The following is an 18,957-nucleotide window of genomic DNA, read 5'->3' on the forward strand; positions in this document are numbered from 1 at the left end:
GCACAGCGTGACGCTATCCGACTGCCCGGACACGGCCGCCCGAGCACACAGACGGGGAGCCCGCGGATTCGGTTCCATTCCGCGTGGCGGGCCGGCTACTTCCGTGCGTGCTCCATGTAGGCGCGCAGCACAGCGTTGATCTTCGTCTGATAGCCGCGACCCTGGTTGCGGAAGAACGCCAGCACGTCCGGATCGAGCCGGATGGTCATCGGTGTCTTGCGCGTCTCGGGATGGAAGACCGCCTTGCTCCAATCGATCTCCATGCCGGCCTCATCAGGATCCGAGGCGACCGCCGCCTCGACCTCGGCATCGGTCATTGCCCTGACGGCGTCCCAGTCGGTCTCGCTTTCTCCCCGCTCGATCATCGCCTTCAGCTCAGCCGCAGAATAGCTGACGATACGCTTCTCGCTCTCCATCGCGTGCTCTCCTGAATGGGATCGCTCGTCGCTTGTCGTCGCGCCACGTCCAGACGCGCGCAAGCCCCAGGCCGCCGATCGCGGAACGCGCGTCTCCTTAAATCAGCCGCCTTGTGCACGCCCTGTTCAGGCGCGGACCGCTAGCCCTCGGACCGCGGACCCGAAGCGCACCGCCGACCGGCCTGAATGAACGCCATCCTCATCAAGCTGTTCGCGACCGCGCTGACCCTCAGCCAGGTCACGACGCGGCCGGACGCGGTGCGGACGCAGTTCGACCCCGCGACCGACGGCGGCCTCGTGGTGCAGATCCTGCGCGACGGCTGCGCCCACATGCGCAAGGCCTTCGACATCGAGGACATCAACCTCGACGAGCTGATCTCCACGGCGATGGAGGATCCGTCGAGCGTCGCCGGCGCCTCGGCGCCGAAGATCCTGCACGGGCTCGACCTCAACGAGCTGAACACGAGCTACAAGCAGTTCTGCAAGGGCGAGAACCCGGCGAACTCGCCCTTCGACGCGGGGGCGGTGATCGCGTTCTACAACAACGCGGTCAAGGACCTGCCGAGCGCCGAGTCGCTGCGCGACAAGGCGCTGCCGGGGATGAGCCGCATCCTCGACGCGTCCGGCAAGCCCTTCGCCGAGACCTTCGAGGCGAACGGGCGCCGGCTCGTCGTGCCGATCACCGCGGTGCCGAGCCTCGTGCAGAAGGCGTTCATCGCCGCCGAGGACAAGCGCTTCGAGAGCCACCGCGGCATCGACGAGCGCGGCGTGATCCGCGCCTTCATCGGCAACCTCGCCTCGCCCGGGCGCCCGGCCGGCGGCTCGACCATCACCCAGCAGGTGGTCAAGAACCTGTCGGTGGGCGACGACGTCACCTACGAGCGCAAGATCCGCGAGATGATCGTCGCGGCGCGGCTGGAGAAGATCCTCGGCAAGCCGCAGATCCTCGGCCTGTACCTCAACGGGATCTACCTCGGCCGTGGCGCCTACGGGATCGAGATGGCGGCGCAGAGCTATTTCGGGAAGTCGGTCGGCCAGCTCACCCTGCCCGAGGCGGCGCTGCTGGCCGGGATGCCGAAGGGCCCGAACTTCTACAGCCCGGACAAGTACCCGGAGCGGGCGCGGGAGCGGCGCGCCTACGTGCTCGCGCGGCTGAAGGAAGAGGGCGCCATCACCGAGGCGGAGATGGGCGCGGCGAGCGCCGCGGGGCTCGGCCTGAAGCCGCTCGACGCGGCGCGGCGGGATTCGGGCTTCTACCTCGTCGATCACCTGAACCGGGAGGCGCGCACCTTCGCGGGAATCGAGTCGCTGACCGCCGGCTCGTTCACGGTGCGCTCGACGGTCAATGCCGGCCTGCAACGCGCGGTGGAGACGGCCCTCCAGGACGGGCTCTCGACCTACGAGCGCGGCGCCGGCCGGCAGGTGTTCGCCGGGCCGGAACTCAACCTCGCCGACAGCGTCCGCCGGATCCAGGCGGCAGCCCCCGCCCCCGAGGCGTCGCCGCAGGCCGCACCCGCCGTCACCGGCGCCCGGGCGGAGGCCGTGAAGCCGGCCGGGAAGGCCGCCCGCGCGCCCAGGGCCGCGTCGGCCGAGCCGCAGAAGAAGCCCGCCTGGCTGCGGGCGCTGGAGAGCGCCCGGCCGCTGCTCTACGACGTGCACTGGCCGCTGGCGGTGGTGCTGGAGGCGGGGCGCGGGCCGGTGCGGATCGGGCTGGCCGACGGCCGGGTCGGCACCCTCGATCCGGGGATCGCCCGCGGCCGGCTGCAACCCTACGACGTGGTGCGGGTCAAGCTGTCCGAGGGTCGGGGGGCGCCGCACGCCCAGCTCCGCGTCAAGCCGTCGGTGCAGGGTGCGGCGCTGGTGCTGGAGAACCGCACCGGCCGCATCCTGGCGATGGCCGGGGGCTTCTCCTACCCGCTGAGCCAGCTCAACCGCGCCACGCAGGCGGTGCGCCAGCCCGGCTCGACCCTGAAGCCGCTCACCTACCTCGCCGCGCTCAACGCCGGCCTCCAGCCCAACACCCTGGTGCTCGACGCGCCCGTCACCCTGCCGCCGATCGGGGGCGCCGGGGATTCGTGGTCGCCGAAGAACTACGACGGCGGCGGCTCCGGCCCCACCACCCTGCGGCGCGGGCTCGAATTCTCGAAGAACCTCGTCACCGCGCGCCTCCTCCAGGGCGGGATCATGCCGAAGGCGCCCGCCAGCCTGAAGCGGGTCTGCGACATCGCGCTGGAGGCGCAGATCTACGCCGAGTGCGAGCGGTACTACCCGTTCGTGCTCGGCGCGCAGCCGGTCCGGATGCTCGACCTCGCCGGGTTCTACGCGGCGGTGGCCAACGAGGGCGCCCGCCCCGCGCCCTACGCCCTCGAAGCGGTCGAGCGCGACGGCAAGCCGCTCTATACCCGCCCCGCGCGCGAGCCGGTCCGGATCGGCTCCGCCGACCGGGTCGCCTTCTACCAGCTCAAGACCATGCTCCAGGGCGTGACCCAGCACGGCACCGCGGCGGCGCTCTCCAAGGTCTCCGCCTTCGTCGCCGGCAAGACCGGCACCTCGGAGAACGAGAACGACGCGTGGTTCGCCGGCTTCTCCAACGAGATCACCGTGGTGGTCTGGGTCGGCTACGACAACGCCGACGGCACCCGCCGGACGCTCGGCCGCGGCCAGACCGGCGGCCACGTCTCGGTGCCGATCGCCGGCCAGATCTTCCAGGCGGCCTGGGCGAACGGCGTGCCGCGCACGCCGCTGCGCGGCCCCTCCCCCGAGGCGCGGCCCTTCATCGCCGACCTGCCGATCGAGCCGCGCAGCGGCCGGCGCATCGCGGGTGGCGGCGTCCTGGAGCATTTCCGCACCGCCGGGAACGGGCAGATGGCCGACACGCAGTTCCGGCTCGTGCCGCGCGAGACCCTCTACGCCATGCGCCCGGACGCCGAGGACGGCGATCTCGGCGGGGACGAGGACGGCGCGAGCGTAGCCGGCGACTACGCGGGCACCATGACCGGCGAGCGGGCGCGGCCGGACGCGTTCGACCCGTTCGGCGACCGCCGGCCGCAGGCGCGCGGCCGCCGGGCGGACGGGACGGTCGACGCCTATCGCCAGGACCCCTACCAGCCCTGGCCCGGGCAGGCCGCGCGCTCGCCCTTCGGCGACGAGGATCTCGGCCGGCAGCCCCGCCGCCGCGATCCGGACTACCTGTTCGGCGACGATCCCGGCTACTGATCGCGCCCGGCGCGGCGACACACCGCGGCGCGGGCACCCCGCCTCCCCTCCCCGACCCGATGGGACCCGACCGTTGCGACCGCAGATTCCTGCCGCCCTTCTCCTCGCCCTGACCGCCGCCCCGCTCCCCTCCCCGACCGCGGCGCAGACGCCCGCCGCCAACACCGCGGGCGGCGCGGGCGCCGAGCGGATCAAGGAGGTGCCGTCGGTGAGCGCCGTCGATCCGGCGACGATCAAGCCGGGCCAGATCCTGTTCACCGACCACCGCGACAACCCTTCGGCGCCCGAGAACGGCCTGATCCCCTACCTGGACTGGCTGAAGGCGCGGCCGGCCGAGGCCGCGGCGCTGTCGCCCTACCCGGGCTACAGGGAGCCGGACTACACGGTGACCGTGAACGGGATCGCGAAGCCCCGCCACGAGACCCTGAAGGTCTACGTCGCGGAGGGGCGGTTCGTGGTGGCGCGGCCGCCGGAGGCGATCGACCTCGCGGGCTTCGCCAACCTCGCCTTCGTCCAGAAGATGGACCCGGCGATCAAGCACCGGACCCTGAACCCGGCCGACGCGACGCCGACCAAGGATCCGGCCGCCGCCTTCGCCAAGCGCCCCGACCGGCCCTGGTGCGAGGGCGCCAGCGCCTGCATCGAGTCCCGCTACGACCTCGAAGGCAAGCTGCCGCTCGGCGTGAAGCTCGCCAACAAGCTGGAGGAGGGCTCGGCCAAGAAGATCGCCGAGTTCGTGTCGTTCCAGAGCGAGCTGCGCGCCCTGAACGCCGAGCAGGCCGCCCCGCTCGCGGCGCTCACCCGGATCGGCACCAACCCGACCGGCGGGCTCGAGCAGAGGATCTTCTGGGTCAACCAGATCCTGCGGTTCGGCACGTTCCTGGCCGTGTTCCAGCCGCTGCCGGGGGACCCGACCCGGACGGTGGTGACCGCCTACATGGCGCTCGCCATCAAGGGCGACGTGCTCGACCGGAAGGCGGAGTACGCCCGCGTGCCGGTGCTGAAGAACCTCCTGCCGGCGCAGGTGCTGATGGGCAATTCGAGCTTCAACACCGGCACCTCGATCAGCGCCGGCCTCCCGGTCTACGCGCGCAACCGGATCGCCGCCTTCGCCGAGGCCGTCTCCCGGCGGTGACGGCGCGGCCGGGACCCGTGCCGCTCACATCCCGCGGTTGCCGATCGTCGGCAGCGAGGGCTGCGTGTAGGCCCGGTTCACGTCCCGGCGGGTCTGCGTGCCGTCGGTGCTGTTGCCGACCCGGTAGTTGTCGAGGCTGAAGGTCTCGGAGAGCCCGCTGCGGCCGGTGCCGTCGGTGCTGGAGCAGGCGCCGAGCAGCGCGACGATCAGCGTCGTGAGGGCGAGGGGAATGAGGCGCATCGCGTATCCTGGCTGACCCGGGCCCGGCCTTGACCGGCCGGCGGCTCCGGGATTGTCGGTCCGTCCGAGCGCCCCGCGCGGCCTCGCGGCCCGGGCGGGGCGGCGGCCCGCGGCGGGGGCCGCGGCTCGCGGCCCAGATGGACGCGCGATCCGGGCAAGGTCAGGGCAGCCCGGGCCCCGTCAAGGCGCGGAGGGCGGCCGGGCGCGGGTTCGGCGGCATCCGATGCGCCGCGGCCACGGAAAACTCACCACGGCGCGTCGTCCCCGCCGCACCGGAGCGGCATTCTGTTGAGCGCGCCGCGATCCCCCTAGCGACGCCTCCGGTTTCGGGCGACGAAGGACCGCCATGACAAACGTCCTGCCGACAAACGTCCTGCCCTTCCGGCCGCGTCCGGCCGTCGCCCGCCTCGCCCGCTGCGAGGTCGTGACCGTCGCCGGCGACCTGCTCGGCCTGCTGGAACAGCTCGAGGACGTCAGCGCGCGCGCCGCCGCGATGGGGCGGCCGACCCTGGAGGTCGAGCGGACGGTGCAGCACCTCCTCGACGCCGTCAGCGCCGTCGAGCGCGCCCTCGACTGCATCGGCGAGGGCGAGCACGTCGTCCCGGGCTGAAACGGGGACGGTGCGACATCCTGGAACCCTCCTCCCCGCATGCAAGTTGAGTGCGCGGCGGCAAGGTAGCTGAGGGTTGACGATGGCTTTCCGACTGACGAGGGCGGCGGCGGTCGTCGCCGCGACCGCTCTCCTGGCCGGCACGGCCGTGCACGTCCAGGCCGCCGAACTCAGCTTCTTCGAGATGCTGTTCGGGGCGCGCCCGGCCCCGCAGGCGCCGCAGGCGGCGCCCGATCCGGGCGGGCTCTCGCGGCAGGGGCAGGATTATCGCCGGGCGCGTGCCCGGGTCGGCGAGACCCGCCACCGCCTGCGGACGCGCTACGCGGCGTTGCCGGTGAAGATCCGGGTCAAAGAGCCGGTGAGCGAGCGGCAGACGCCGCTCGACATGTCGCAGGGCGCGGCGGCGGCGCTGATGAAGGACGAGACCCTGCGGCCCGGCGACATCGTGGTGCTGAACACCGGCGCCCGGGTGTTCACGGGCAACCCGGACAAGCGCCACCGGATGAGCGATTTCGAGCCGGTGCAGCGCTCGCCCTACGTGAGCAAGACGACGCGCAAGCTGCTGGCCGGCATGATGACCCCGGTCGGCGCGCTGCCGGCGGACGAGGCGCGGCGCGTGCTGGCCCGCATGCGCAAGGCGACGCCGGCGTCGGAACCCGTCGTCACGCAGGCCGCGACGATGCGGGTGATCAATCCCTGGCAGGCGCCCTGACGCCCTCGTCGCGCGGCAACCCGGCGCGGCGACCAGAAGCCGGCGGGAGCGCGCTAGAGCCGTTCCCGATCGCGTTGCAATCGTGCTCGACTCTAGGTCTTTGTTTTGACGCGCTCTCTTTCGCCGAACCGGCATCCACTTCGGCGGAGAGCGCGCTAGAAGAAGCGCTCCTTGATGACGATCGTGTCGCCCGGCCGCACCGGGTAGGTCATCGGCACGATGCCCGAGACGAGCCCCGTCCCCATGTCGCGGGTGAGGATCGCGTAGTCGCGCGCCGCCCGCGGCCCGAAGCCCGCGGCGATCGCCACGGCGGTCTCCACGGTCATGCCGTTGACGAAGGGGTACTGCCCCGAGGTCGTGACCTCGCCCAGCACGTAGAACGGCCGGTAGGTGTCCACTTCGACGGTGACGTGCGGCTCGCGCACGAAGCCCGCCGCGAGCTTGGCCTCGACCGCCTTGGCCGCCTGTCCGGTCGTCAGGCCGCCGACCGGCACGGAGCCGATCAGCGGCATCGCGATCTTGCCGGCGCCGTCGACGTTGTAAATGTTCGACAGGTTGTCCTGGCCGAAGACGATCACGCGGAGCTTGTCGCCCGCGGCCAGGGTGTAGCGGGCACCGATCGAGCCGGTGCCGGTGGCATCGAGCTGGTCGGTGCGGAAGCTCGGGCGCAAGCAGCCGCCGAGGGCCAGCGTCGAGCCGAGTGCGAGGAGCAGTGCGCGCCGGTTCATCACCATCGCCGTCGTGGAGGTCCGTTCGAACCGGCAATAGGCGGTTAGGGTTAATGAACCTTGACCGCGGCCCGCGACCGGATCCGGGCCGGGACGACGCGGCTCGGGGGCGCTTAACCCTCGGGCAACCTTAACAGCCTCTAATGCCGGAGGGATCGCCGCGCGGCGGTCCCATCGCCTTCCGCGTTCAGAGCCTGTGCATGTCTCGAATCAGCCAGCGCGCGACACCGGCCGTCGCCCGGCCGCAGCCCCAGGGTGGCGAGGGCCTGACCCTCGCGCAGGTGCCGCAGATCCTCCGCCGCTCGCTCGGCTGGATCCTCGTGCCGACCGTGGTCGCGGGCATCGGCGCGGGGGTGTTCGTCAACGTCGTGACGCCCCGCTACACCGGCGAGGCGAAGCTGCTCCTGGAGAGCCGCGACCCCGCCTTCGCCCGCACCGCCCAGGAGCGCGCCGACCAGGCGCTGCCGATCGACGAGCAGGCGGTGGCGAGCCAGGTCCAGGTGGTGATGTCCCGCGACCTCGCCCGGGAGGCGATCCGCCGGCTCAAGCTCGTGGGCAACCCCGAGTTCGACCCGAGCGCGGGCGGCATCGGCCCGGTCCAGCGCCTGCTGATGATGCTCGGGATCGGCCAGAACCCCCTCGACCGCCCCGCCGAGGACCGGGTGCTCGACGCCTATTTCGACCACCTGCTGGTGTTCCCGGCCGGCAAGTCGCGCATCCTCGCCATCGAGTTCCGGTCCAAGGACCCCAAGCTCGCGGCCGAGGGCGCCAACACGGTGGCCAAGCTCTACATCGCGTCGCTGGAGGCCGACAAGGTCGACACCGCGCGCTACGCCTCGTCGTGGCTCGGCGGCAACATCGAGGGCCTGCGCAAGCGCGTCGCCGAGGCCGAGGCGAAGGTCGAGGCCTTCCGGGCCAAGCACGGCCTCGTCGGGACCACCGGCGCGACCGGCCAGCCGCTCACCACCCAGCAGCTCAGCGAGCTGTCCACCCAGCTCTCGCAGGCGCGCACCCTCAAGGCGGATCTCGCCGGCCGCGTGAAGGCGATCAAGGACCTGATCAAGGACGGCCGCAGCTTCGAGATCCCGGATGTCGCCAACAACGAGGTGATCCGGCGCACGGTCGAGAACCGCATCGGCGTGCGCGCCCAGCTCGCCCTCGAATCGCGCACGCTCCTGCCCGCCCACCCGCGGATCAAGGAGCTGCGCGCCCAGCTCGACGACCTCGACGCGCAGATCAAGGCGTCCGCCGAGCGGGTGGTGCGCACCCTGGAGAACGACGCCAAGATCGCCGAGGCCCGGGTCGCCAGCCTCCAGGCGGCGGTCGACGGCCAGCAGGACGTGGTGGTCAAGGGCAATTCCAACGAGATCCAGCTCCGCGCCCTGGAGCGCGAGGCCAAGGCCCAGCGCGAGCAGCTCGAATCCTACCTGAGCCGCTACCGCGAGGCCGCCGCCCGCGACGGCGAGGCCGCGACCCCGGCCGACGCGCGGATCGTCTCGCGGGCGGTGACGCCGGAGGTGCCGTCCTTCCCCAAGAAGCTCCCGATCATCGGCTTCACCACCCTGCTCGCGCTGATGCTGTCGATCGGCGCCGTGCTCGCCCGGGCGCTGCTGTCCGATCCCGGCCACGCCGCGGGCGGGGAGGCCGACGCCCGGCGCGAGCCGACCCTCGAACCCGCGCCCTTCGCCTTCCCGGAGGCGCTGCCCCCCGGCCGCTGGCCCGACCAGGCCCCGGCCGCCGAGCCGGCGGTCCCGGCGCTGGCGACTGCACCGACCACCGCGCCGGAGCCGGCCGGCTTCGACCTCGAACCGCTGGTCGCGCGGCTGGAGGCCGGCCCGCGCCTGCCGAACGGACCGGCCGGCCGCACGGCTCTGGTGATGGAGACGCGCGCCCCGGCCGGACCGGTCGGGCTGTCCGACGGCCTCGCCGCCGCGCTCGGGCGGGGCGCGAGCGTGGTGACGATCGACCTGAACGGGCCGGCCGGCGCGGCGGATGCGCCCGGCTTCAGCGACCTCGTGGCCGGTCAGGCCGCCTTCCTCGACGCGATCCAGGCCGACCGCGCCGCCGGGATCCACCGGGTCGGCGCGGGGCAGACGGGCAGCGAGGTGCTGTTCGAGGAGCCGCAGGCCCTGGCCCTCACCCTGGAGGCGATGGCCGAGGCCTACGACTGGGTGGTCTGCCGCCTGCGCCCGTCGCCGGACGCCGCCGACCTGCTCGCCCTCGCGGCCGCCTGCATGGACAGCGTCGTCATCGCCTCGGACGCGAAGGCCGACGACCCCGCCCTCACCGCGCTCTACGCCGCGGCCGAGGAGGCGGGCCCCGGCCAGATCCTCGTCGCCCAGGACCGCCCGGCCGCCCAGTCGTCCGCCGCGGCGGAGCCGGCCGCCCCCGAGTTGCGCCTCTCGGCGGCCTGAGCGGCCGGGGCTCAGCGCCTGCGCAGCGCGCCCAGGCGCTCGGCGGCCGCGCGCAGGCGCGGGTTGCGCTTCACCCGCCGCTTGGCGCGGGTGAGGCCGACCCGGACGAGCCGGTACGCCCGCCCGCGCAGCGTGACCGGCAGCACGGTCTCCACCATCTCGATCGTCTCGTCGCAGATGCTCGCCTTGTAGCGCGCCTCGCCGACGCCGAGGTCGAAGCCCCGGCGCCCGCGCTCCGCCTGATCGCGCACGAGGTGCTGGAGCAGCAGGTCGCCGGGGCTGAACCGACCGAACTCGGGATCGAAGGCGGTGAACATGCCGCTGTAGCGCGCGCCGTCGACCGCCCCGCCGAACACCGCGAGCACCCGGCCGGTCTCGGCCAGGACCAGGGCGTGCAGCTCGATCGCCGGATCGGCGCCGGAGGCGGCCGCGGCCAGGAACCGGCGGATCGGCTCGGCGGCGTAGGGGTCGGCGATGCCCATGCCGGCGAACCGGGCGGATTTCTGCACGTAGAACGCGGCGAGGAAGGCGCGCGCCTCCTCCGGCGTCCCCGCCCGCCGGTAGGCCAGCGGCCCGTGCGCCTCGGCGAGGCGCTTCTCCTTGGAGCGCATCTTCTTGCGCGCGTCGGCGCTGAACACGCGGCGCACGGTGGCCTCCGGGTCGGGGCCGAGGATCAGGCCGTAGGCGTCGCTGGCCTCCGGCTCGCCGGTCGCCGCCAGGGGGTTGATCGCCCCGTCCCAGACCCGCGGCTGGTGCCGCAGGACGAAGGCGTCGATCCCGCCGGCGCGGCCCGCCCGGGCCAGGGCGGCGTGCAGGGCGGCCGCGGGGATCGCCGCCGCGTCGCGGGCGGCGAGCAGGGGAAACTGATAATTGGCGTGCGCGTCGCCGGCGCTGCGCGCCACAACCACGCCGGGCTCGCGCACCAGCACCAGCGGCAGCAGCATCCGCGGCCGCCCCCGCGCGTCGCGCAGCACCGCGACCCGGGCCTCCCCGTCCGTCCCGGTGGCGCGGAGATAGGACGCGATCCAGTCGAAGCGCTGGTAGGGCGTGCCGAAGCAGTCCGGATCGGCCTCCATCGACCGCCAGAGGGCCTCGACGGCGCTGAGGTCGGCGACGATCTCGGCCGCCAAGCCGCCCGGAGCGCGCTCGCCGATCATGTCCGCCCCCGCACGCTCGTGGACGATCACCGTCATCGCCTCGGTCTCCGTCGCGTCGGCCCGGTCCCGGCCCCGGCCTGCGGCCTCGACCCTGCGCGCCGCCGGCTGAATCGCGGGTTTAGGTATGTCCGCCCTCCCCGGCCTCCGAGGGGAGCGGCCGGACAAAGCGCGGGTTTGGGTAACGCAACCTTGCGGGCCCCGGGGGAGCGCCGGTTGCCGCTTTATTAACGGCGCCGGCGCGATTCTCGTCCCGCGGCCGGCTCGGCGGCCCGCCTCCCGGGTCCACGATGCTGTCCTCGCGCACCAAGCACCGCGTCTTCGAGGCCGGGTTCCGGGCGGTCCGCGCGACGGGCGCCGACCGCTGGCTCGCCCCGGCGGCGCGGGGCCTCGGCCTGATCCTCACCTTCCACCACGTCCGCCCGGAGCCCCCCGCCGCCTTCGCGCCGAACCGGCTGCTGGCGATCACGCCGGACTTCCTCGACGCGACGTTGCGCGAACTCGACGCCCGCGGCTTCGAGGTGATCGGCCTCGACGCGGTGCCCGGCCGGCTCTCCCGGCCGGATGCCGGCCCGCCCTTCGCGGTGCTGACCTTCGACGACGGCTACCGGGACAACGCCGCCCACGCCCGGCCGGTGCTCGGCCGCCACGGCGTGCCCTGGACCCTGTTCGTGACGAGCGACTTCGCCGAGGGGCGCGGGCGGCTGTGGTGGATCGAGCTGGAGCGGGCCGTGGCCCGCCTCGACCGGATCCGGGTGTCCGTCGGCCCGCGCAGCCTCGACCTGCCCGCCCGCAGCCCGGAGGAGAAGACGGTGGCCTTCGACGCGCTCTACCGGGACCTGCGCGGCGGCGGCGAGGCGCGGCTGCTCGACCGGGTGGCGGAGCTGTGCCGGCAGGCGGGCTTCGCGCCGGGGGCTCTGGCGGCGGAGCTGTGCCTCGGCTGGGACGGGGTGCGGGCCCTGGCGCGGGACCCGGCCGTGACGATCGGCGCGCACACGGTCAGCCACCCGATGCTCGCCAAGCACGACGCCGCGACCGCAGCCCGCGAGATCGCCGAGGGCCGGGCGCGGATCGAGCGCGCCCTGAACCGGCCGGTGCGGCACCTGTCCTACCCGGTCGGGGACCCGACCTCGGCGGGCGCGCGGGAATTCGCCCTGGCGCGTGACCTCGGCTTCGACACCGCGGTGACGACGCGGCCCGGCCACCTGTTCGCCGGCCACGCGGACCACCTGCACGCGCTGCCGCGGGTCTCGGTCAACGGCTGCCACCAGTCGCGGGCGGCGCTGGCGGGACTGCTGTCGGGGGTGCCGCTGCTCGCCTGGAACCGAGGCCGGCGGCTCAACGTCGCCTGATCCGGGTCAGGACCGGTGGCGGCGGCGGTAGTAGCTGCGCGAGCCGCCGCTCGTGAACACCGCGCTCTGGCGCCCGCGCCGGCTGCGGTAGCGCCCGTGCCGGGCCGGGGCGGCCTCGACGGCCTCCTCCGCCTGCGGCAGCGGCGTGGCGATCGCCGGGGCCGAGGCGGCGTCGAGCGAGGCGTAGCCCCCGGCCACGTTCTTGGCGGCGGGGCCGAACATCGCGAGGCACTGGTTGTAGGCGAGGTCGTTCTTCAGGCGCTCGCACTCCCCGATCGAGCGGGGCGTCCCCTGCGCCAGGGCGGGCAGCGGCACGAGCAGGGCGGCGAGCGCCGCCAGACGCGGGAGGGACATGTACACGGGACTCGGAGGGCCACGACGAATCGGCGGGGTGCTTGTCGGTCCGGAGTGCGGCGAAAACGAGGGGTCGGGTCAGCGGTCCGGCCGCTCCATCCAGCGGATCAGCGGCATCAGCGGGAAGATCCAGGCGATCCCGAGGATCGAGTAGAGCACGGCCTGGAGCGCGGCCGGCGCCTCGGCGATCCGGCTGTCGGCCAGCGCCATCGCGAGCGGGGCGTAGACGCAGACGAAGACGAGGATCGCCACGGTCCCGACCAGGGTTCTGACGCGCCGCCGCATCGCTCTCGACCTCTCCCGTCCCGCGGGCCGTCCGGGGCGCCGCGCCGGCCCCGGCTATCGCCGCGGGCCCGGGATGGCAACGCGCCGCGGCGCCGCGGACGTTGCCGCCCCGGGGAACATCCCCTAACCGGGGCGCCGCGGACGAGACGACGAGGCGGCATGAACCGGATCCAGGGGAACGCGGCGGCCGGCGGATCGGCGGTGCGGGTGTGGCTCTACATCGTCGCCGCCCTGGTGGTGGCGATGGTCGCCGTCGGCGGGGCGACGCGGCTCACCGGCTCGGGCCTGTCGATCACCGAGTGGCGGCCGGTGACCGGCGCGGTCCCGCCGCTCTCCGAGGCCGACTGGGCGGCCGAGTTCGCCAAGTACCGGGACACGCCGCAATACGCCATCCTCAACCGGGGGATGGGGCTGTCCGCCTTCAAGGTGCTGTACGGGTGGGAATGGGGCCACCGCCTGCTCGGCCGGCTGCTCGGCCTCGCGTTCTTCGTGCCGCTGCTCGTGTTCTGGTGGCGCGGGATGATCGGCCGCCGCCTCGGCCTCGGCCTGCTGGGGCTCGGGATCCTCGGCGGCCTCCAGGGGGCGATCGGCTGGATCATGGTCGCCTCGGGGCTCCAGCCCGGCATGACCGCCGTGGCGCCGCTCAAGCTCGCCCTGCACCTCACCACCGCGAGCCTGATCCTGGCCGGCCTCGTCTGGCTCGCGGCGGGCGAGCGGCGCGCGGCCCTGGCGCCGGCCCCTTCCCGGCTGCGTGCCGTCGCCCTGGTCCTGCCGGCGCTGGTGCTGGTGCAGATCTTCCTCGGCGGCCTCGTGGCCGGGTCCCATGCCGGGCTCGTCTTCAACACGTGGCCGGACATGGACGGCGCCCTGATCCCGCCGGCCGAGAGCCTGTTCGCGGTGCGCCCCTGGATCGAGAACTTCGTCGACAACCACGCGCTGGTGCAGCTCAACCACCGCCTGACCGCCTACCTCGTGGTGCTGGTCGCCCTCGCCCACGCCGTCGATGCGGCGCGGCGCGCGGAGGGGCCGTGCGCCCGCCGCGCCGCCGGCGTCGCCGGGCTGGCGCTGGCGCAGATGGGCCTCGGCATCGCGACGCTGCTGCTCGGCGTGCCGCTCTGGGCGGCGCTCGCTCACCAAGTGCTGGCCATGGCCGTGCTGGTGATGGCGACCGCGCATGCCCGCCTCAGCCTCGGGCTGACGCGGGCCCGGCCGGCGCCGGCCTCCGTGCCGGTCGGCTTCGAGGGCTTGGCCGGCCGCGGCGCCTGAGCTTTCCCGCAGTGCGGAGGGCACGCCGCGGAGAACAGCGGCGGCCGGGAACTTGGGGACAACTCGGCATGAGACAACCTTGCGCAGTTTGCGCGTGGAACGACTGACCTTGCCTGTGACTTTGTCTGTCGCCGTCGGAGGAGGCTTGGCAGGAGGCAGGTGATGTTCGTCGCGGAGGATGGTCGTCCGCTGTCTCTCACGTGGCACTACACGCCGCGCGAGATCCTGGCCGACGGGGTGGTCCACGCCCTCGGCGTCGCCCTGAGCCTCGCCGGCGCCGCGGCGCTCGTCGTCACCGCGGTCACCGCGCATCTCGGCCTCGGCGAGCGCGCCGCGGTGGTCCTCTACGCCGCCGCGCTGGTGCTGATGCTCGGCGTCTCGGCGGTCTACAACCTCCACCCGGTCAGCCCCCGCAAGTGGCTGCTGCGCCGGGCCGACCACGCGCTGATCTACCTGATGATCGCGGGCACCTACACGCCCCTCGTCGCCCTGGTCGGGTCGGGGGCTCGGGCCTACGTGCTGCTCGCCGTGATCTGGATCGTGGCGCTGGTCGGGATCGCGGTGAAGTTGTTCCTGCCCGGCCGCTACGACCGGCTGTCGATCGGCCTCTACCTCGTGCTCGGCTGGAGCGGCCTGTTCGCCTACGAGTCGGTGATCGCCGCGCTCCAGCCGACCGCCCTGTGGCTGCTGGCGGTCGGCGGCCTGCTCTACTCGGTCGGCGTCGTCTTCCACGTGTGGCGGAGCCTGCCGTTCCAGAACGCGATCTGGCACGCCTTCGTCCTGGCCGCGGCCGCCTGCCACTACGGCACCATCTGGGCGAGCCTCGCGAGCGTCCCGGTCACCTGACGGGTCCGCGACAGGACCCGCTAACCGTCCCGCCGGATTGCCGGGGGCGGAGCGGAGCGGATTAAGCCGGCGGCCATCCAAGCGGCGGGACAGTCGGGCGACGACGTTCGAGGATTTCCGCCGTGGCCGCCCCCCCTCCCCCCGCCGATCCCGCAGCGCCGCACCCCGGTGCGCCCATACCCCCTGCACCCCTGCCCGCCCCCCTGACCGCCGCCCCCCTGCCGGCCGCGCCCCACCGCATCCTGCACGTCTTCCGGGCGCCGGTCGGCGGGCTGTTCCGGCACGTGGTCGATCTCGCCCGGCTCCAGGCGGGGGCGGGCCACGCGGTCGGGCTGCTGTGCGACGCCACCACCGGCGGCGAGCGGGCGGAGCGGGCGCTGGCCGACCTCGCGCCCTCCCTCAGCCTCGGCGTGATGCGCGTGCCGATGCGCCGCAACCCGCACCCGGGCGACTGGCTCGCCCTGCGGGCGGTGCGGGACCGGGCGGCGGCGCTCGGGGTCGACGTGCTGCACGGCCACGGCGCCAAGGGCGGCGCCTATGCCCGGCTCGCCACCGCGCCCCGGGGCACGATCCGCGCCTACACCCCGCACGGCGGCAGCTACAATTACCGGCCCGGCACCCCGCTCCACCGCCTCTACATGGCCGCCGAGGCGATGCTCGCCCGCCGCACCGACGTGTTCCTGTTCGAGAGCGAGTACGTCGCCGGGCGGCACCGGGCCTTCGCCGGCGGCCCGGAGCGCGTCACCCGCATCGTCCACAACGGCATCTCCGAGGCCGAGTTCGCGCCGATCGTCCCGGCGGCCGAGCGCTACGACCTGCTCTACGTGGGCGAATTGCGCGAGGCGAAGGGCCTGCCGGTGCTGCTGGAGGCGCTCGCCCGGCTGCGCGCCGAGGGCCGCGCGCTGCGCCTGCTGATGGTCGGCTCGGGACCGGACGCCGACAGCCTGCGCGCGACCGTCGACCGGCTCGGCCTGACCCGGTCGGTGGAGATCGAGCCGGCCCAGCCGATCCGCCCGGTGCTCGCCCGGGGCCGCATCCTCGTGGTCCCGTCCTTCGCCGAATCCCTGCCCTACGTCGTCCTGGAGGCCGCCGCCGCCGCCCAGCCCCTGGTCGCCACCGATGTCGGCGGCATCCCCGAGATCTTCGGCGCCGCCGCGGGCGAACTCGTCCCCGCCCGGGACGCCGGAGCGCTCGCCGGGGCGGTCGCCCGGGTCCTCGACGAGGCGCCCGACGCCCGCGACGCCCGGGTCCGCGCCCTCAGCGACTCCGTCCGCCAGCGCTTCTCGATGGAGCGGATGGGCGCGGACGTGCTCTCCGGCTACGCGGCCGCCTTCCGGGCGGTCCGCGGCGGCGCCCGGGGCGTCGGCCGCCCGGAGACCGCCTGATCCCGGGCACGGGGCCGTGACCGCGTCGCCGCCGGGCCGGAGCCTTAAGGGTTCCGACAACCCCGCGTGGCAGGATGCCGGTGACCGCCCGGAGGGCTGCGGCGCAACCGGAGGAGAGGATCGGGTCCGTGAGAGCCTTCGATGTCCGCGATCTTCTCGAGGCCGCGGGGCCGCCGGGGACGGTCGATCCGGCCCCAGCTCCGCGGACCGGCGCGCCGCTCGCCGAGACGCTGCTGCCCGCAGCATCCCTGACCCAGCCCAAGGCGGTGTCGCCGGTGGTCGTCGCCGGCCTCGTGCGGACCGCCGAGGCGGCGCTGATCCTGGGGCTCGGCGCCGCCCTCCACGCGCTCCTGCTGCGCGGCGCCGTGCCCTTCGGCCTGACCTATGCCGGGGTGATCGCCCTGGTCTCGATCACCACCGTCGCCCTGTTCGAGGCGGCCGGCGCCTACCGGATCGCCGCGATGCGCGCGTTCTCCCGGACCGCCGTGCGGCTCGTGGCGGCGTGGTCGACGACCTTCCTCGTGGTCGCCGCGGTGCTGGTCTTCGCCAAGGTCGCCGACCACTACTCGCGGCTGTGGCTCGGCGCCTACTTCGCGGGCGGGCTCGCCCTGCTGCTCGCCGGCCGCTACGCCCTGGCCCTGGTGATCGGCGCGCAGACCCGGGCCGGGCGGTTCGACCGGCGCACCGCGATCGTCGGCGGCGGGCCGGCGGCGGAGGCGCTGATCGCCGCGCTGGAGGCGCAGACCGAGGCGGGCCTGCGCATCGTCGGCGTGTTCGACGACCGCAACGCCGACCGGACCTCGGACGTGGTCGCGGGCTACCCGAAGCTCGGCACCGTCTCCGACCTCGTCGACTACGCCCGCCACACCCGCCTCGACCTGATCGTGTTCACGATCCCGATCACCGCGGAGGCGCGCATCCTCCAGATGCTCGCCAAGCTGTGGGTCCTGCCGATCGACATCCGCCTCTCCGCCCACGCCGCCAAGCTGCGGCTGCGCCCGCGCAGCTACTCCTACCTCGGCGCGGTGCCGGTGCTCGACGTGTTCGACAAGCCGATCGCCGACTGGGACGTGGTGGTGAAGGCCGCCTTCGACCGCTGCGTCGGCGCGCTGATGCTGCTGGCGCTGGCGCCGGTGATGATCGCGGTGGCGCTCGCCGTGCGGCTGACCTCGCGGGGGCCGATCTTCTTCAAGCAGAAGCGCCACGGCTTCAACAACGAGCTGATCGAGGTCTACAAGTTCCGCTCGATGTACGTCGATCAGTGCGACGCCACCGCGAGCCGGATGGTGACGCGGGGCGATCCGCGGGTGACGCCGGTGGGCCGGTTCATCCGCAAGACCTCCCTCGACGAGCTGCCGCAACTGTTCAACGTGCTGCGGGGCGACCTCTCGCTCGTCGGCCCCCGGCCCCACGCCCTCGAAGCCAAGGCCGCCAACACACTCTACGATCAAGTGGTCGACGGCTACTTCGCCCGCCACCGGGTCAAGCCGGGCATCACCGGCTGGGCCCAGGTCAACGGCTGGCGCGGCGAGACCGACACGCCCGAGAAGATCCAGCGGCGCGTCGAGCACGACCTGTACTACATCGAGAACTGGTCCGTGCGGCTCGATCTCCAGATCCTGCTCACCACGCCGTTCGCGCTCCTGAAGACCGAGAACGCGTACTGAGGACGGCCGCCGGAGCGGGGCGCCTACGGCAGGGCGCCGGCCTTCTCCTTGGCCTTGAGGATCGTGTCGCGGCAGGCCTCGGCCTTGCCGGCGCGATCCTCCTCGCGGGCCTGCGCCAGGAGCTTGCGCGCCTCGGAGACGCCGGAGGCGGTGGGCGTCACGCTCGGGTCGCTGGGCTTGCCGGCGGGCGGAGCGGGAAGCGCCTTGTCGGAATGGGCCTTCGGCGCGCCGCCCGGGGGCGTCGTGCCGGTCACCTCGGCCGCGCCGGCGCTGTCGAGGCGCTTCTCCAGGGTGGTGACCTCGTCGGCGCAAGGGGTCGCGAGGGCCGGACCGGCCGCAGCGACGGCGAGGGCGGCGAGGGCGATGCGGATCTTCAAGGGCGTCTCTCCAGATCTGTCCCGCTGGGTGGTCCCGTGACGGGCACTGGCCGCGCAGACGGTCGCGATGTCGGTCGCGCTGTCGGCCGGGATGTCGGAGAGAGACGCGGCGGGGCCGGTCACGTTCCCGAGACAGGAGGCCGCAGCGGGCCCGTGCGGACATGGCGGATCGCCCCCACCCGCGTTGGCGCCGGGGACATGGCCCAAGAAAACGCAACACATTCGGCACAGGGGACGCGGGACGCCGCGGGAGCCCTGGTCGTGTGACACACGCGGAAGCCGGCCCCCGCGGCGCCCCGTGGCCGAGCAGCCCCCGTCACCGGGGCCGCCGGCCATCTTGTCGTCGCGGTGTCTTCCAGCCCGCCCGGTCTACGCCCGCACGTGAGCGGTCTCTGACGGGGCGTCCCTGGCCTCTCGGCCGCGCGCCCCCGGAACCCGCATCGTCGCTGGGGCTTTGCAGCCCGGCCCGTGCCCGTAGTGGCATGCGGGCCCGCAGTCTTACCTCAGGATCGGCCCAGGATGGGGTCCGGGCGCGGCTCATTTGGTGCCGCGCCGGGCGCGTACGCCCCTGCCTCCATGCCCACAACCCGAGCCGTCCCGCACCGGACGCGCCGCCCGGGTGGCCGGCCGACTGAAGCCTGACCCCGCGGGCACCGCCCCGCCGCCCAAACCCGCGCTCAGTCCAGCGCGGGTCCCTGCTGGACGCCCCTGGGATCGCTCCCTCGGCGCCGGGCGGCAGGTGACGGACAATGAGCACATAACAGGAACATTGTCAAGGACAATCGTCCGCGTGGCAGGGG

General features: G+C 73.9%; 17 protein-coding genes. 10 read left to right on the forward strand and 7 right to left on the reverse strand.

What is annotated here, in order from left to right; genetic code table 11:
* Nucleotides 1-95: 95 nt before the first annotated feature.
* A complete protein-coding gene (locus Q8W71_RS07750) occupies nt 96-416 on the reverse strand; it encodes a BrnA antitoxin family protein (RefSeq protein ID WP_305524762.1) in 321 nt (106 codons plus the stop codon).
* A 186-nt stretch (nt 417-602) separates the two neighbouring features.
* Here Q8W71_RS07750 and Q8W71_RS07755 point away from each other — a divergent pair, with 186 nt between their 5' ends.
* Both Q8W71_RS07755 and Q8W71_RS07760 read left to right on the forward strand, forming a co-directional pair.
* A complete protein-coding gene (locus tag Q8W71_RS07755; protein ID WP_305524763.1) occupies nt 603-3,632 on the forward strand; it encodes a penicillin-binding protein 1A in 3,030 nt (1,009 codons plus the stop codon).
* Between the two features lie 73 nt (nt 3,633-3,705).
* Complete coding sequence (locus tag Q8W71_RS07760; protein WP_305524764.1) at nt 3,706-4,767, forward strand: hypothetical protein; 1,062 nt, start codon at nt 3,706-3,708, stop codon at nt 4,765-4,767.
* Nucleotides 4,768-4,791: 24 nt separating this feature from the next.
* On the opposite strand, the gene Q8W71_RS07765 is transcribed toward Q8W71_RS07760, so the two are convergent.
* A complete protein-coding gene (locus tag Q8W71_RS07765) occupies nt 4,792-5,007 on the reverse strand; it encodes a hypothetical protein (RefSeq protein WP_305524765.1) in 216 nt (71 codons plus the stop codon).
* A 346-nt stretch (nt 5,008-5,353) separates the two neighbouring features.
* On the opposite strand from Q8W71_RS07765, the gene Q8W71_RS07770 reads away from it, so the two are divergent.
* Complete coding sequence (locus Q8W71_RS07770) at nt 5,354-5,617, forward strand: hypothetical protein (protein ID WP_305524766.1); 264 nt, start codon at nt 5,354-5,356, stop codon at nt 5,615-5,617.
* A gap of 82 nt (nt 5,618-5,699) precedes the next feature.
* Nucleotides 5,700-6,329 (forward strand): hypothetical protein, encoded by a 630-nt coding sequence (locus tag Q8W71_RS07775; protein ID WP_305524767.1) that lies wholly within the window; start codon nt 5,700-5,702, stop codon nt 6,327-6,329.
* 155 nt (nt 6,330-6,484) lie between these two features.
* On the opposite strand, the gene Q8W71_RS07780 is transcribed toward Q8W71_RS07775, so the two are convergent.
* Entirely contained in the window at nt 6,485-7,063 is a 579-nt protein-coding gene (locus tag Q8W71_RS07780) for a polysaccharide biosynthesis/export family protein (RefSeq protein WP_305524768.1), read from the reverse strand.
* A 194-nt stretch (nt 7,064-7,257) separates the two neighbouring features.
* Here Q8W71_RS07780 and Q8W71_RS07785 point away from each other — a divergent pair, with 194 nt between their 5' ends.
* A complete protein-coding gene (locus Q8W71_RS07785) occupies nt 7,258-9,471 on the forward strand; it encodes a GumC family protein (protein WP_305524769.1) in 2,214 nt (737 codons plus the stop codon).
* 11 nt (nt 9,472-9,482) lie between these two features.
* On the opposite strand, the gene Q8W71_RS07790 is transcribed toward Q8W71_RS07785, so the two are convergent.
* Complete coding sequence (locus Q8W71_RS07790) at nt 9,483-10,664, reverse strand: GNAT family N-acetyltransferase (protein ID WP_305524770.1); 1,182 nt, start codon at nt 10,662-10,664, stop codon at nt 9,483-9,485.
* A 251-nt stretch (nt 10,665-10,915) separates the two neighbouring features.
* Here Q8W71_RS07790 and Q8W71_RS07795 point away from each other — a divergent pair, with 251 nt between their 5' ends.
* Nucleotides 10,916-11,977: a polysaccharide deacetylase family protein gene (locus tag Q8W71_RS07795; protein WP_305524771.1), complete on the forward strand. Its 1,062-nt coding sequence runs from the start codon at nt 10,916-10,918 to the stop codon at nt 11,975-11,977.
* A 6-nt stretch (nt 11,978-11,983) separates the two neighbouring features.
* Here Q8W71_RS07795 and Q8W71_RS07800 read toward each other — a convergent pair whose 3' ends face one another.
* Both Q8W71_RS07800 and Q8W71_RS07805 read right to left on the reverse strand, forming a co-directional pair.
* Nucleotides 11,984-12,331 (reverse strand): hypothetical protein, encoded by a 348-nt coding sequence (locus Q8W71_RS07800; protein ID WP_305524772.1) that lies wholly within the window; start codon nt 12,329-12,331, stop codon nt 11,984-11,986.
* 78 nt (nt 12,332-12,409) lie between these two features.
* Entirely contained in the window at nt 12,410-12,616 is a 207-nt protein-coding gene (locus Q8W71_RS07805) for a DUF2842 domain-containing protein (RefSeq protein WP_305524773.1), read from the reverse strand.
* A 159-nt stretch (nt 12,617-12,775) separates the two neighbouring features.
* Between Q8W71_RS07805 and Q8W71_RS07810 the strand changes: the two genes are divergently transcribed.
* The 4 genes from Q8W71_RS07810 to Q8W71_RS07825 all read left to right on the forward strand — a co-directional run bounded on the left by Q8W71_RS07810 (nt 12,776) and on the right by Q8W71_RS07825 (nt 17,780).
* Nucleotides 12,776-13,882: a COX15/CtaA family protein gene (locus Q8W71_RS07810; protein WP_305524774.1), complete on the forward strand. Its 1,107-nt coding sequence runs from the start codon at nt 12,776-12,778 to the stop codon at nt 13,880-13,882.
* Between the two features lie 162 nt (nt 13,883-14,044).
* Nucleotides 14,045-14,728: a PAQR family membrane homeostasis protein TrhA gene (gene trhA / locus Q8W71_RS07815; protein ID WP_305524775.1), complete on the forward strand. Its 684-nt coding sequence runs from the start codon at nt 14,045-14,047 to the stop codon at nt 14,726-14,728.
* 176 nt (nt 14,729-14,904) lie between these two features.
* The gene (locus tag Q8W71_RS07820) at nt 14,905-16,113 is read left to right on the forward strand and encodes a glycosyltransferase family 4 protein (RefSeq protein ID WP_370875361.1); all 1,209 of its coding nucleotides are present in this window, start codon (nt 14,905-14,907) and stop codon (nt 16,111-16,113) included.
* Nucleotides 16,114-16,241: 128 nt separating this feature from the next.
* Entirely contained in the window at nt 16,242-17,780 is a 1,539-nt protein-coding gene (locus Q8W71_RS07825; protein WP_305524776.1) for an undecaprenyl-phosphate glucose phosphotransferase, read from the forward strand.
* 23 nt (nt 17,781-17,803) lie between these two features.
* Here Q8W71_RS07825 and Q8W71_RS07830 read toward each other — a convergent pair whose 3' ends face one another.
* Nucleotides 17,804-18,157: a hypothetical protein gene (locus Q8W71_RS07830; protein ID WP_305524777.1), complete on the reverse strand. Its 354-nt coding sequence runs from the start codon at nt 18,155-18,157 to the stop codon at nt 17,804-17,806.
* Between the last annotated feature and the right edge of the window lie 800 nt (nt 18,158-18,957).

The sequence above is a fragment of the Methylobacterium amylolyticum genome (genome assembly GCF_030700245.1).
Classification (GTDB): Bacteria; Pseudomonadota; Alphaproteobacteria; order Rhizobiales; family Beijerinckiaceae; genus Methylobacterium.

Coding starts and splice junctions, on each gene's coding strand:
- Q8W71_RS07750 (WP_305524762.1), bottom strand. CDS start 416: ATGGAGAGCGAGAAGCGTATCGTCAGCTATTCTGCGGCTGAGCTGAAG.
- Q8W71_RS07755 (WP_305524763.1), top strand. CDS start 603: ATGAACGCCATCCTCATCAAGCTGTTCGCGACCGCGCTGACCCTCAGC.
- Q8W71_RS07765 (WP_305524765.1), bottom strand. CDS start 5,007: ATGCGCCTCATTCCCCTCGCCCTCACGACGCTGATCGTCGCGCTGCTC.
- Q8W71_RS07770 (WP_305524766.1), top strand. CDS start 5,354: ATGACAAACGTCCTGCCGACAAACGTCCTGCCCTTCCGGCCGCGTCCG.
- Q8W71_RS07775 (WP_305524767.1), top strand. CDS start 5,700: ATGGCTTTCCGACTGACGAGGGCGGCGGCGGTCGTCGCCGCGACCGCT.
- Q8W71_RS07780 (WP_305524768.1), bottom strand. CDS start 7,063: ATGGTGATGAACCGGCGCGCACTGCTCCTCGCACTCGGCTCGACGCTG.
- Q8W71_RS07785 (WP_305524769.1), top strand. CDS start 7,258: ATGTCTCGAATCAGCCAGCGCGCGACACCGGCCGTCGCCCGGCCGCAG.
- Q8W71_RS07790 (WP_305524770.1), bottom strand. CDS start 10,664: ATGACGGTGATCGTCCACGAGCGTGCGGGGGCGGACATGATCGGCGAG.
- Q8W71_RS07795 (WP_305524771.1), top strand. CDS start 10,916: ATGCTGTCCTCGCGCACCAAGCACCGCGTCTTCGAGGCCGGGTTCCGG.
- Q8W71_RS07800 (WP_305524772.1), bottom strand. CDS start 12,331: ATGTCCCTCCCGCGTCTGGCGGCGCTCGCCGCCCTGCTCGTGCCGCTG.
- Q8W71_RS07805 (WP_305524773.1), bottom strand. CDS start 12,616: ATGCGGCGGCGCGTCAGAACCCTGGTCGGGACCGTGGCGATCCTCGTC.
- Q8W71_RS07810 (WP_305524774.1), top strand. CDS start 12,776: ATGAACCGGATCCAGGGGAACGCGGCGGCCGGCGGATCGGCGGTGCGG.
- trhA (WP_305524775.1), top strand. CDS start 14,045: ATGTTCGTCGCGGAGGATGGTCGTCCGCTGTCTCTCACGTGGCACTAC.